Here is a 13218-nt window from a genome sequence, read left to right on the forward strand (position 1 = left end):
ACGCCGGCGGACACGTAAACGCACCCGGGTCTTCAGGCTTGCCGTTCAGCCGCGGTTAAGCCACATCTGCTGATATACGGCCGGCAAGCGAGCTTCCGCGCGGCTGCGGGGTGTCCGGCCTAGGTTTGATGGACGTGTCGTCATGGGGTGGCGGCCGCCCGGCATGAGGTGCAGCCCAGGCGTGCCGCCGGGGCCTGCGGCGGAGCAGGATGAACGACATCACCACAGTTTCGGCCGGTACAGCCGGCTCGGGCGTGACGGCGCTTGCGATGCTGGCCGGCGAGAAGCGGCCCGATTTGCTGCGCGACGAAGTGCTCGCGGAGATCTTCGCAGCGAGCGTCTCCGCACGTCCCGATCACCCGGCGATGATCTGCGGTGAACACCGGCTGAGCTATGCGCAGGTCTGGGAGCAGGCGCAGGCCCAGGCACGCGGCCTCGCACTCGCCGGCATCGGCCCGGGCGACATGGTCGGCCTGTGGATGTCACGCGGCATCGAGCTCCTGGTGGCGCAGATCGCGATCACGCTGTCGGGCGCCGCCTGGCTGCCCTTCGACGCGGAAGCGCCGGTCGAGCGCATCGCCATCTGCCTCGAGGATGCCAGCGCCAAGGGGCTGGTGACACAGACCGACTGGAAGGCGCGGGCGGCGGCAACCGGGCGCACCATCTGGTGCCCATCGCAGCTCGCGGCGGCCAGCGACGGCAAGCCGATGCCGGCTCGGCCCGCCGGGCTGACGCCGGATCACCCGGCCTATCTGATCTACACCTCGGGCTCGACCGGCGTGCCCAAGGCGATCGTCATCAGCCAACGCAACATCTGCCATTTCCTGCGCTCAGGGAACGCGCTCTACGGTATGGGTCCGGAGGACGTCGTCTTCCAGGGCGCCTCGGTCGCCTTCGACCTGTCGATGGAGGAGATCTGGACGCCCTATCTCGTCGGCGCGACCCTGTTCGTGGCGACGCCGCAGATGATGGGCGATGCCGAGAAGCTGCCGTCGATCCTGAACGACGCCGGCGTCACCGTGATCGACACGGTGCCGACCCTGCTCGGCATCCTGCCCTCCGACGTGCCCTCGCTGACATTGATCCTGCTCGGCGGCGAGGCGTTGCCGCCCTCGATCGTGCAGAAATGGTCGAAGCCCGGCCGGCGCATCTTCAACACCTATGGGCCGACGGAAGCGACGGTGGTGGCGACGGCCGCCCCGGTCGAGCCGGGCGAGACGGTGACGATCGGCCGGCCGATCCCGAACTACACCGCCTATATCGTCGACGACGAGATGAAGCTGACCGGCGTCGGCCAGCAGGGCGAGCTGCTGATCGGCGGTCCTGGCGTCGCCAAGGGCTATCATCTGCGCCCCGAGCTCACGGCCGAGAAGTTCATCGTCAACCCGTTCGGCGGCAGCGGCAGCGACCCGGTGCTCTATCGCTCCGGCGACGCCGTCAGCCTCGACGAGAACGGCAACATCGTCTTCCACGGCCGCATCGACGACCAGGTCAAGATCCGCGGTTTCCGCGTCGAGCTCGGCGAGATCGAGACGGCGCTGTCGGACGAGGCAGGCATCAGCCAGGCCGCCGTGGTGTTGCGCACTGACGACGGCATCGAGCGGCTCGTCGCCTTCCTGGTCGGCGAGCCCGGCGTGCAGATGGAAGGCTCGGTGCTGCGGGCGTCGCTGCGCGAGAAGCTGCCGCCCTATATGATCCCGGCGCATTTCGAGCCGGTCGGCTCGCTGCCGCGCATGATCTCCGGCAAGGTCGACCGCAAGATGCTGAAGGCCGCGCCGCTGACGGCGCCGGCCGCGAGCGGCGAGCAGGAGCCGCCGCGCAACGAGACCGAGGCCGCCCTGCTCGATGCGGCCAAGCGCGTGCTCGGCGCGCAGGCGCTGCCGCTGGAGGCGGATTTCTTCATTGATCTCGGCGGGCATTCGCTGCTGGCGGCGCGCTTCATCTCGATCGTGCGCGAGACGCCGGCCTATGCCGGCATTACCCTGCAGGACGTCTATGGCGCGCGCACCTTGCGGGCGATGGCGGAACTGCTCGATGCGCGCGGCGTGCGCGCCGAGGAAGATCTCTCCTTCACGCCGCCGCCGCTGCGTCGCCGCTTCCTCTGCGGCCTGGCGCAGGCGATCGCGCTGCCGATCATCATCAGCCTGTCGACGGCGCAATGGCTCGGCATCTTCGTCAGCTACATGCTGCTTTCGGGCGAAGAGTTGTCGGCGATGGCGCAGGTCTTCGCGCTGCTCGGCATCTATGTCGCGGTCACGCTCGTCACCGGCTTCATCGCGATCGGCTTGAAATGGCTTGTGCTCGGCCGGACCAAGCCCGGCACCTATCCGCTCTGGGGCGTCTATTATTTCCGCTGGTGGTTCGCCTCGCGCGTCGCCGGGCTCGTGCACATCAAATGGCTGCAGGGCACGCCGGTGATGCGCTTCTACTGGCGCCTGCTCGGTGCCAAGGTCGGGCGCGACGTCATCATCTCCGACTACGAGGCCGGCGCGATCGACCTGGTCACGCTCGGCGACGGCACGACGCTGGGATCGAAGACCACCTTCGCCAATGCTGAAGCGATCGGGGCAGACTTCATCATCGGCAAGATCACCATCGGCAAGGACGTCTATGCGGGGTCCTCCGTGGTGTTCGGCCATGGCTGCACCGTTGGCGACCACGCCGAGATCGGCGATCTCACGGCGATTGCGCCAGGCGCGCAGATCGGTACGGCCGAAATCTGGGACGGTTCGCCCGCCCGCAAGACCGGCACGGCCAATATCGAGGCCCTGCCGCCGCAAGCCGAGGCGAGCGCCGGGCGGCGGGCGGCGATGACCTTGTTCTACATCGTCATGTTGATCGTGCTGCCGCCGATCAGCCTCCTGCCGATCTTCCCGGCCTTCTGGCTGTTCGACAGGATCGACAACTGGGTCGCGACCTGGTCCGACGTCAGCTATCTCTGGTATCTGCCGATCCTGACCTGGCCGACGGCGATCGGGCTCATCACTGTCACCGTCTTCCTGATCTGCGCGCTGCGCTGGGCGATCCTGCCGCGCGTCTCCTCCGGCACCTATTCGATCCATTCGGGCTTCTACGCCCGCAAATGGACGGTGGCGCTGGCGACCGAGGTGACGCTGGAGACGCTCTCCTCGCTGTTCGCGACGATCTATATGCGCTTCTGGTACCGGATGATGGGCGCAAGGATCGGGCAGGGCGCCGAGATCTCGACCAACCTCTCGGGGCGCTACGACATCACCGGGATCGGCGCTGGCAACTTCATCGCCGACGAGGTGATCTTCGGCGACGAAGACATGCGGCGCGGCTATATGCGCCTCGACATGACCCGCACCGGCGAGCAGGTCTTCGTCGGCAACGATGCAGTGGTGCCGCCAGGTGCGGTGATTCCCGACAAAGTGCTGATCGGCATCAAGTCGAAGCCGCCCTCGAACGAGTTGATGAGCGCCGGCGACACCTGGTTCGGCTCGCCGCCGATCAAGCTGCCGACGCGGCAGAAGGTCGATCTCGGTGCCGACTGGACCTACAAGCCCTCGACGGGCAAGAAGCTGGCGCGCGCCGTATTCGAGGCGCTGCACACCTCTTTTCCGGCGATGCTGTTCATCACCTTCGGCACGCTCGCCGTCGACCTCGTGCTGCAGCAGAAGATATTCGACCGCGACTGGACCGGCCTGGCGCTCGCCTTCATGGGCTGCGCCGTGCTGATCGCCATCACGCAGGCGCTGATCTGCGCGCTGATGAAATGGCTGCTGATGGGCGTCTACAAGCCGGTGATGAAGCCGATGTGGTCGTTCTGGGCGATGCGCACCGAGGCGATCGCCGTGCTCTATTGGGGTCTGGGCGGCAAGGTGCTGTTCGACTATCTGCGCGGCACGCCGTTCCTGCCCTGGTTCCTGCGCCTGTTCGGCGCGCAATATGGCCAGGGCGTCTGGCTGGATTCGACGGATATCACCGAGTTCGACTGCATCAAGGTTGGCGACTTCTGCACCGTCAACGCCCATTCGGCCCTGCAGACGCATCTCTACGAGGACCGGGTGATGAAGGTCGGCAAGGTCACGCTCGGCAAGGGCGTCTGCGTCGGCGCCGGGGCGACCGTGCTCTACGACACCCATGTTGGCGATTACGCCCAGATCGGCCTGCTCACCGTGATCATGAAGGGCGAGAACCTGCCGGCAAACACCCGCTGGGAAGGTGCGCCGGCCGTGCCGGCGGCGGGGCACTAGATCGCCGTCACTCGGCTGCGTGGCGGTGTGTGCCACGCAACGGCAGCTCGATCTCTGCGGGTTGAAGCGAGCGCACCGCCCCCTTCGGCAACTCGCCGAGCGGCAGCGCGCCGATGCCGACGCGCACGAGGCGCAGCACCTGCCCGCCCGCAGCCTCGACGATCCGCCGGATCTGGCGGTTGCGGCCTTCGTCGATCACCATCTCGATCCAGGCATTGCGCTGGCCATGGCGCAGCAGGCTGGCCGCCCTGGTCGTCAGCCTCTCGCCGCCGTCGATGGCCCCGGCCCGCAGGCGCTGCATCATGGCCTCGTCCGGAACCGTGTCGATCTGGACATGGTAGGTCTTCTCGACGCCCGAGGCGGGGTCGAGGATGGTGCTCGCCCAGCGGCTGTCATTGCTCAGGAGCAGCAGGCCTTCGCTTGCCTGGTCAAGTCGGCCGATCGGCGCGACGAAGGGCAGGTCGATGCCGTCGAGGCAGGCATAGATCGTCGCGCGGCCCTGCGGATCGTGCCGCGTCGTCAGCATGCCGCGCGGCTTGTTGAGCATCAGGTAAACGCGCTGCTCGGCGGAGACCGGCTTACCGTCGACGGAGATGCGGGCGCGGCCGATCTGCAGGCGCAGGGACGGATAGCGGGTAAGCCGACCGTCGACCCGGACGCGGCCTTCGACGATCAGTTGCTCGGCCTGGGTGCGCGAGCAATAGCCGAGCTTGGAGAGGGCGCGCGCGAGGCTGACGGGCGCCGGGCCCGGGCCGGGATGTCTGGACATGATCGATTCCGGACGGCAGCGCAGGCTGCCGGCGCCGCTGGGAGGCGCAGGACAGAGACCGAGCGGCGGCGTGCAAAAGCGAAGCTTGCGGGCCTGTCGATCGGATACCGGATTGGACCTGTTGCGATGCCGCTGCGCGCATCGTGGCTGGTCCAGCGCCACGGTCCCCGAGCGGCGCTGTCGCCGGCCCGGGGCTAGGTGCCCGCGATGATGACGCTCCCGGGGCGCCAGGAGCGCAGGAGGATGCAGCCCTTGCGTCGCATGGGCGCTAGAAGCCGCGCCATGGCCGGCCTGTCAATTCCGCAGGGGCCGCGGAACCCGGCAAGGCAGGGTTTCGCGCCGCGGCGATCCGGCTTATGAGCCATTCCAGCAAGGTTCCGGGCTCCCATGTCGCACAACACTTTCGGCCATCTCTTCCGCGTTACCACCTTCGGCGAGAGCCATGGGCCTGCGATCGGCTGCGTCGTCGATGGTTGCCCGCCGCTGATCCCGCTTGTCGAGGCCGAGATCCAGCGCGACCTCGACAAGCGCCGGCCCGGCCAGTCGCGCTACACGACGCAGCGCCAGGAGCCGGACCAGGTCCGCATCGTCTCCGGCGTCTTCGCGCGCGAGGCCGATGGCGAGCAGGTCACGACGGGAACCTCGATCGGCCTGATGATCGACAATGTCGACCAGCGCTCGAAGGACTATTCCGAGATCAAGGACAAGTACCGGCCGGGTCATGCCGATTTCACCTACGACGTGAAATACGGCATCCGCGACTATCGCGGCGGCGGCCGCTCCTCGGCGCGCGAGACGGCGATGCGGGTCGCGGCCGGGGCGATCGCCCGCAAGGTCGTGCCGGGCATGGTGGTGCGCGGCGCCCTCGTGCAGATGGGGCCGCACAAGGTCGATCGCGGCAACTGGGACTGGGCCGAGGTCGGCAACAACCCGTTCTTCTGTCCGGATGCCAAGGCTGCCGAGCGTTTCGCCGAGTACCTCGACGGCATCCGCAAGTCCGGCTCCTCGATCGGGGCGGTGCTGGAGATTGTCGCTGAAGGCGTGCCGGCGGGCCTGGGCGCGCCGATCTACGGCAAGCTGGACGCCGAGATCGCCGCGGCGCTGATGAGCATCAACGCGGTCAAGGGCGTCGAGATCGGTGACGGCTTCGCCGCGGCCGAGCTCTCCGGCGAGGAGAATGCCGACGAGATGCGCGCCGGCAATGACGGCAAGCCGCTGTTCCTCTCGAACCATGCCGGCGGGATCCTGGGCGGCATCTCGACCGGCCAGCCGATCGTGGCGCGCTTTGCGGTCAAGCCGACCTCCTCGATCCTCTCGCCCCGCGCCACGGTGAACCGCACCGGCGGCGAGACCGAGATGTTCACCAAGGGCCGGCACGACCCCTGCGTCGGCATCCGCGCCGTGCCGGTCGGCGAGGCCATGGTCGCCTGCGTGCTCGCCGACCAGTATCTGCGCCACCGCGCCCAGGTCGGCGTGATCGAGCCGCGCTGGCCGTTCGAGGGGTGATCGATCAGCGCCGGGCGCTTGCGATCGTGGTGACAGCGAGCGCTGCGACGGCGTCGAGTTCGGCTGCGCTGGCGCCGTCATTGGCCTGGATCGAGAGCCCCTGCAGGATCGCCCCGAGATAGCGAGCCAGCGCCGCGCAATCGATCCCGCCTGCGAGTTGCTGCTCGGCGACAGCCCGCTCCAGCCGGGCCTGAAAGAGAGCGATGCTCGCGGCGCGGTAGCTCGCCACCTCCTTGGCGATCCCGCTGTGTTCGCTGCCGCAATTCACCAGTGCCGCTGACAGCATGCAGCCCTTCGGCTGCCCCTCGCTGCAGAACTGGCGCACGGACGCCGCGTAGAACTGCCTGAAGGCTTCGACGATATCCGGTTCGTCGAGCGCTGCGCGCGCCGCCGAGCCGACCTCACCGAGATACCAGCCGAGCGACTCGCGGAAGAGGTCGGCCTTCGATTTGAAGGCGGCATAGAGGCTCTGCGGCGTAATCCCCATCGCCTCGGTCAGGTCGATGAGCGAAGCGCCCTCATAGCCGAGTTTCCAGAAAGTCTCGCCCGCGGCGGCCAGCGCCAGGCCCCGGTCGAAGGCGCGCGGTCGGCCGCGCGGGCGGCGATGCGTCTCATCCTTATTTATCACAGTGACTGCTCTGGAATTAAGTTCGGGGCCGCGATATCAGGAGCGATCACTCCTTATATCGAAAGTCGATCGCCATGCGTAGCTTTCCCATTCTGTTGGCCGGACTCGCGCTCTCGACGCAAGCCATGGCGCAGCCGGCGCCCGATGCGTCGCTCTCCGGCCGGGTCGAGCGCGTCGTCGCGCAGGCCATCGCGGAGAAACGGCTTATCGGGACCGTCGTGCTGGTTTCGCGCGGCGGCAAGCTCGTCCACCGTCAGGCCGCCGGGATGGCCGATCGCGAGGCTGGTCGACCGATGTTCGAGGACGCGATCTTCCGGCTGGCCTCGGTGACGAAGCCGATGGTGTCGGCTGCGGCGATGAAGCTGATCGAAGATGGCAGGCTTCGCCTGGATGATCCGGTGACCCGCTTCCTGCCGGACTTCCGGCCCGTGCTCCCGGACCAGACTCGGCCGGCGATCACGGTGCGCCAGCTCCTGACCCACACATCGGGGTTGAGCTATCGCTTCTTCGAGTCGCCAGGCAGCGCCTATCACACGCTCAATGTGTCCGACGGGATGGACCAGCCGGGGCTGAGTCTAAGCGAGAACCTGCAGCGTCTCGGTCAGGCGCCGCTCGCCTTCGCCCCTGGAACGAAGTGGGGCTATTCGCTCGGCCTCGATGTACTCGGCGGAATTCTGGAAGCGGCGTCGGGTGAGCGGGTGCCGGCTCTCATCCAGCGTCTTGTCACCGGGCCGCTCGGCTTGAAGGATACCGGCTTTGCGGTGGCCGATCCCGCGCGGCTCGCCGTGGCCTATGCGGATGGCAAGCCAGAGCCGGTGAAAATCACGGACGGCATGCTGGTGCCGTTCGGCGAGAGCAGGGTCAGTTTTTCGCCGAGCCGCATCTTCGATCCGGCCTCGTTCCCCTCGGGTGGTGCCGGCATGGTCGCTACGGCCGGCGACATCCTGCAGTTCCTCGAAGCGATCAGAACCGGCGGCGGAGCGATCCTGCGGCGCGATACGGTGACGACAATGATGCAGGATCAGGTCGGCGTGCAGGCGGCGACGCAGGGGCCGGGCTGGGGCTTCGGCTATGGCTGGGCTGTGCTCGACGACCCCAAAGCCGCCGCGACCCCGCAGGCCAAAGGCACGCTGCAATGGGGCGGTGCCTATGGCCATAGCTGGTTCATCGACCCGGCCAATGAGCTCGTCGTGGTCGCGCTGACCAACACGACCTTCGAGGGCATGGCGGGGCCGTTCGTGACGCAGTTGCGCGATGCGGTTTATGGCGCTGCCAAATGACGCCCGAATGCCCTTTTCAGTAATACTGAAAATGTCCGATGCGCTTCATTGAAATCGAAGGGCGGCAGTGCTAGCTATGATGCCATGAAACTCGACGTCTGGCTCCAGCAAACCAAGACCGCCCGCAGCGCCTTCGCGCGGCAGGTCGGCCTGTCGCCTGCCAGCGTCACGGCGCTCTGCAACGATCCCACTGCCTGGATCTCGCGCGAGAGCGCCGAGCGCATCGCCGCCGCGACCGGCGGCGCTGTCACCCCCAACGACTTTCTGGGCCTGCAGGGCCCGCGCGAGGCTGCCATGACCGCAAGCAATGTCGCCGAGACCGTCGAAGCCTTCGCGCGCGGCGAGGTCGTCATCGTCACCGATGACGACGATCGCGAGAACGAGGGCGATCTCATCGTCGCCGCCTCGCTCTGCACGCAGGAGAAGATGGCCTTCATCATCCGCAACACCTGCGGCATCGTCTGCGCGCCGCTGACGTCGGGTGAGGCGCGCCGCCTGCGGCTCGACCCGATGGTCTCCTCCAACGACGCTCCGCTCGGCACTGCCTTCACCATCACGGTCGACGTCAAGCATGGGCTGACCACCGGTATCTCGGCGGAGCAGCGGACCAACACGGTGCGCGCGCTCGCCAACGGCAATATGGGCGCCGCCGATTTCGTCCGGCCCGGCCATGTCTTCCCACTGATCGCGAAGGATGGCGGCGTGCTGATGCGCTCCGGCCATACCGAGGCCGCGGTCGACCTGTGCAAGCTCGCCAATCTGCCGCCGGTCGGCGTGATCTGCGAGCTCGCCAACGATGACGGCACGGTGATGAAGGGCGCGCAGATCGCTGCCTTTGCCCAGAAGCACAATCTCAAGCAGATCACGGTCGCCGACCTGATCGCCTATCGCCAGGCGCGCGAGAAGCTGGTCGAGCGCGTGCACTCCTTCCCGGTCAAGACCGAGTTCGGCGAGATGACCGGCCATGTCTACATCACGCCCTTTGACGACACGCAGCATTTCGCCTTCGTCATGGGCAAGCTCGGCGATGGCGAGAAGGTTCCGGCCCGGCTGCACCGCGCCAATGTCGTCGCCGACGTGCTCGGCGGCGCCTCCTCGATCCAGTGCGTGCTGCGCCGCTTCCAGCAGGAGGGCAAGGGCGTGCTGGTCTATCTGCGCGACGGCTCGGCGGGCGTGCCGATCAAGAGCGTCGAGGACGAGGAGGGCTCGGACGCGCTGCGCTCGCAGCAATGGCGCGAGGTCGGCCTCGGCGCCCAGATCCTGCGCGATCTCGGCGTCGCCTCGATCGTCAACCTGGCGTCCTCGACCCGCGCCTTCGTCGGCCTCTCCGGCTTCGGCATCGAGATCGCCGAGACCGCGCCGCTGGAGTGAGGCGCCGTCTTTCCGGGGCGGGCCGCAGGCCCGAGCCCGGAACCCAGAGCCGATGCCGTCCACCGATAGGGTGGCGATGTCCGCGCTTGTCCGAAGATCGCATCGGTTCTGGGTTCCGGGCTCTTCGCTGCGCGAAGCCCCGGAAAGACGGCGTGACTCCGCGCCTTATCCCCGCATCAGCGCCATGACGTGGGCGGCGGTCGATTTCGACAGGCCTTCGAGATCGTAGCCGCCTTCCAGGATCGAGACGAGCCGCCCGCCGGCATGGCGGTCGGCGATCTCCATCAGCTTCTGCGTCGCCCAGGTGAAATCGGCTTCCTTCAGGTTGATGTTGGCGAGCGGGTCGCGCCAATGCGCGTCGAACCCGGCCGAGATGATCACGAGATCGGGCCGGAAATCTTCGAGCCGCGGCAGGATCGCGCTCTCGAAGGCGTCGCGGAAGGCGTCGGCGCCATCGCCCGCCCGAAGCGGGGCATTGACGATCGTGCCGTGCTCGCCGCGTTCGGAGGGCGCGCCGGTGCCGGGATAGAGCGGCATCTCATGAGTCGAGGCGTAGAGCACGCTGGCGTCGCCCCAGAAGATCTCCTGTGTGCCGTTGCCGTGATGGACGTCCCAGTCGACGATGGCGACGCGCTCGGCGCCATGGGCCTTCTGCGCATGGCGGGCGGCGATGGCGGCGTTGTTGAAGAAGCAGAAGCCCATCGCCTTGTCGCTCTCGGCATGGTGGCCGGGCGGGCGCATGGCGCTGAAGGCATTGGTTGCGCGCCGGCTCATGACCTCGTCGACGGCGTGGACGGCAGCCCCGACGCCGTGAAGGGCCGCGGCGAGCGTGCCTGGCGACATGATGGTGTCGGCATCGACCTGGACGATGCCCTCCTGCGGCGCGGCCTCGACGATCGCCTGCGCATAGGCGGCGGGGTGGCAGAGCGCGACCTGGGCGAGGGTGCCTTCCGGGGCATCGACGCGCTCCAGATGCGCGAATCGCTCCTCCTCCAGCGCCTGCTCGACGGCGCGGATGCGGTCGGCGCGCTCGGGATGGCCCGGCGGCGTGACATGGCGGAGGCTGGAAGGATGGCTGATCAGCAGCGTCGTCACGCGCAAGTCTCCGATAGTCGCGAAGCTTTCCAGACGGGGTAGCCCGCAAGCGTGACCATATTGTCACTGCAATGCAGCAAGACGCCAGAGCAGGTGCTGAACTTCATTGCCTGAGAGTCATTTGCGCCGTAAGACCAGCTTGTGTTCGACCCGGGCCTTGTCTCGTCGGGTCACCGTTTTTTAACGATGCATTCATCATAACGAGCACCGTTTCGGTGCCGGCGGTGGACCCCATGAAGCAGACTCTCGTTACGGTGCTCGGCCTGTCGGTGCTTCTCGGAGCCTGCCAGTACAAGACGGTTCATGCGCCGTCGCTGTCGGCGCGCGATGCCGAATACATGGCGCTCGTCCCGAATTTCGAGACGCAGCTCACGCATCTCCCTTACGAGATCACCGACCCGACCGGCGAAGAGCCCGGCACGATCGTGGTCGATACCACCGAAAAGTTCCTCTACTTCGTCCTGCCGAACAAGAAGGCGATTCGCTACGGCGTCGCGACCGGCGACGAAGCCTTCGGCTGGACCGGCACGGCCGTGATGCAGCGCAAGGCCGAGTGGCCGCGCTGGACGCCGCCGGCCGAGATGATCGCGCGCTGGCCGCATCTGGCGCCGCGCGCCGGCGGCATGGAGGGCGGGCCGGAGAACCCGCTCGGTGCCCGCGCTCTTTATCTCTACCAGAACGGCAAGGACACGCTCTACCGCATCCACGGCACCAATGAGCCGGAGACGATCGGCCGCTCGGCCTCGTCCGGCTGCATCCGGATGCGCAATATCGATGCGATCGACCTCTACAACCGCGCCGCGGTCGGCGGGAAGGTCATCGTCCGCTAAGGGCGTCCCCGCTTCATCGTCATTGCGAGCGTAAGCGAAGCAATCCAGACGATTTCGCGCTGCGGCCCCTGGATTGGTTCGTCGATTTGCTCCTCGCAATGACGGAACTGCTCAACCCAGTTCGATCAGGACGATCTCCGGCGGCGCGCCCAGCCGGATCGGTAGCTTGCTGGTGCCGAGCCCGGCCGAGACCACGAGGTCGCGGCCGTTTTCCCGGACATGGCCGTAGGCGTAGCGATTGCCGAAGCGCGAGGGCACGATCGGCGACCAGCCGAGCAGCCTGACCTGGCCACCATGGGTATGGCCCGAAAGGGTCAGCGCGACGCGAGAGGGCACCCTGGCGAAGATGTCGGGCTCATGCGCCATCAGGATCACCGGCGCGTCGTCGCGGATCATGGCGAGCGTGGCCGGCAGGTCGTCGAGGCCGTAGCGCAGCCCGCGTGGACGACGGCGCAGGACGAAGGCCTCCTGGTCGCCGAGCCCCGCGATCCAGAGCGGGCCGGCGCTGGTTTCGAGCCTGACCGCCCGGTTCTCCAGGACGGGAATACCCACCGCTTCGAGCGCGACCGTGGACTGGGTTGGTCCGCGGAGCTCCCTCTGAGCGCGCTCGTCCTGCCACCAGTCGTGATTGCCGAGCACGGCGAAGCGGCCGGCGGGCGCTTCCAGGCGGGCGAGCTCCGCGGCCCATTCGGACGGTGCGGGATCATCGGGGCGGCGGGCCCGGCTGGCGACGAAATCGCCGACCAGCAAGGTCAGGTCCGGCTTCAGCGCATTGGTCTGCGCGACGATCTCACGCACGCGCGCAACCGGCATATGCGGGCCACCGACATGCAGATCCGTGATCACGGCGAGGCGCAGCCGGCGCCCTTCCGGCCAGCGGGCGGGCTTCAGCCGGTAGCGGGTCACTCCCTGATGCGCGGGCTCCCAAGCGTAGGCGTAGCCGCCGAGGCCGAAGCTGGACAAAAAAAGACCGGCGAGAGTTTGAAGAACTCTGCGCCGGTCAAGCATTTGGGGTCTCAGTGGGAGGTCGTCGTATCAATCTTCGAAACCGTTGCGCAGGAGCGCCGGAACGTCCCTGTGCTGCGAGGTCAACGCGGCCGGGGTCCAGCGGGTTCCCGCCAAAATGGCAGGAATTGCGATCGGACGAAAGCGCGATGCATAGGCCTCACGTGCGCTGGCATCATGGAAGCTGGCGGAGCGGTGCGCGGGGTGGCGCGGCTTATGCGTAGACATGATCCTCGGTTTCCAGTTGTGGCGCCGACGGTTCCTGGCCGTCAGCACCGCCAATGTCGCTGCCGATCGGGTCGGGCCGGCGGCGGCATTTTGAATTTCTTGTGACGTTTTCATCGTCACACCGAGGCTTTGGTCAGCTTTGGCACAGTTTCGCGGGTGGTCAGGCTGAAATCCGCACTGGCCGCTTTTTCCCGTCATGGTCGGGCTTGTCCCGACCATCCACGTCTTCCTTCATCGCATGGGGTGTCCAAGACGTGGATGCTCGCCACAAGGGCGAGCATGACGGTCT

The 13218-nt window shown here is 67.3% G+C and carries 10 protein-coding genes; 5 read left to right on the forward strand and 5 right to left on the reverse strand.

Features of this window, described 5'->3' with window-relative positions:
* Positions 1-209: 209 nt before the first annotated feature.
* On the forward strand, positions 210-4217 hold the full coding sequence (locus AC1DS0_RS06745; protein ID WP_476813608.1) for a Pls/PosA family non-ribosomal peptide synthetase: 4008 nt from the start codon (positions 210-212) through the stop codon (positions 4215-4217).
* 7 nt (positions 4218-4224) lie between these two features.
* Here AC1DS0_RS06745 and AC1DS0_RS06750 read toward each other — a convergent pair whose 3' ends face one another.
* Positions 4225-4986 (reverse strand): pseudouridine synthase, encoded by a 762-nt coding sequence (locus tag AC1DS0_RS06750; RefSeq protein ID WP_476813609.1) that lies wholly within the window; start codon positions 4984-4986, stop codon positions 4225-4227.
* Positions 4987-5373: 387 nt separating this feature from the next.
* On the opposite strand from AC1DS0_RS06750, the gene aroC reads away from it, so the two are divergent.
* The gene (gene aroC, locus AC1DS0_RS06755) at positions 5374-6492 is read left to right on the forward strand and encodes a chorismate synthase (protein WP_476813610.1); all 1119 of its coding nucleotides are present in this window, start codon (positions 5374-5376) and stop codon (positions 6490-6492) included.
* 4 nt (positions 6493-6496) lie between these two features.
* On the opposite strand, the gene AC1DS0_RS06760 is transcribed toward aroC, so the two are convergent.
* Entirely contained in the window at positions 6497-7120 is a 624-nt protein-coding gene (locus AC1DS0_RS06760) for a TetR/AcrR family transcriptional regulator (RefSeq protein WP_476813611.1), read from the reverse strand.
* 74 nt (positions 7121-7194) lie between these two features.
* Here AC1DS0_RS06760 and AC1DS0_RS06765 point away from each other — a divergent pair, with 74 nt between their 5' ends.
* Both AC1DS0_RS06765 and ribB read left to right on the forward strand, forming a co-directional pair.
* Positions 7195-8400, forward strand: a complete 1206-nt coding sequence (locus AC1DS0_RS06765; protein ID WP_476813612.1) for a serine hydrolase domain-containing protein — start codon at positions 7195-7197, stop codon at positions 8398-8400.
* An 84-nt stretch (positions 8401-8484) separates the two neighbouring features.
* Positions 8485-9771, forward strand: coding sequence for a 3,4-dihydroxy-2-butanone-4-phosphate synthase (ribB, locus tag AC1DS0_RS06770; protein ID WP_476813613.1), 1287 nt, complete (start codon positions 8485-8487; stop codon positions 9769-9771).
* A 165-nt stretch (positions 9772-9936) separates the two neighbouring features.
* On the opposite strand, the gene AC1DS0_RS06775 is transcribed toward ribB, so the two are convergent.
* Entirely contained in the window at positions 9937-10866 is a 930-nt protein-coding gene (locus tag AC1DS0_RS06775) for a histone deacetylase family protein (RefSeq protein ID WP_476813614.1), read from the reverse strand.
* Positions 10867-11099: 233 nt separating this feature from the next.
* Here AC1DS0_RS06775 and AC1DS0_RS06780 point away from each other — a divergent pair, with 233 nt between their 5' ends.
* On the forward strand, positions 11100-11696 hold the full coding sequence (locus tag AC1DS0_RS06780; protein ID WP_476813615.1) for a L,D-transpeptidase: 597 nt from the start codon (positions 11100-11102) through the stop codon (positions 11694-11696).
* 111 nt (positions 11697-11807) lie between these two features.
* On the opposite strand, the gene AC1DS0_RS06785 is transcribed toward AC1DS0_RS06780, so the two are convergent.
* Positions 11808-12704 carry a metallophosphoesterase gene (locus AC1DS0_RS06785; RefSeq protein WP_476813616.1) on the reverse strand — a complete coding sequence of 299 codons (897 nt, stop codon included), beginning with the start codon at positions 12702-12704 and terminating at the stop codon, positions 11808-11810.
* A gap of 27 nt (positions 12705-12731) precedes the next feature.
* Positions 12732-13148 carry a hypothetical protein gene (locus AC1DS0_RS06790; protein ID WP_476813617.1) on the reverse strand — a complete coding sequence of 139 codons (417 nt, stop codon included), beginning with the start codon at positions 13146-13148 and terminating at the stop codon, positions 12732-12734.
* Positions 13149-13218: the final 70 nt, after the last annotated feature.

It is taken from the genome of Allobosea sp. P4_H5 (assembly GCF_056400825.1).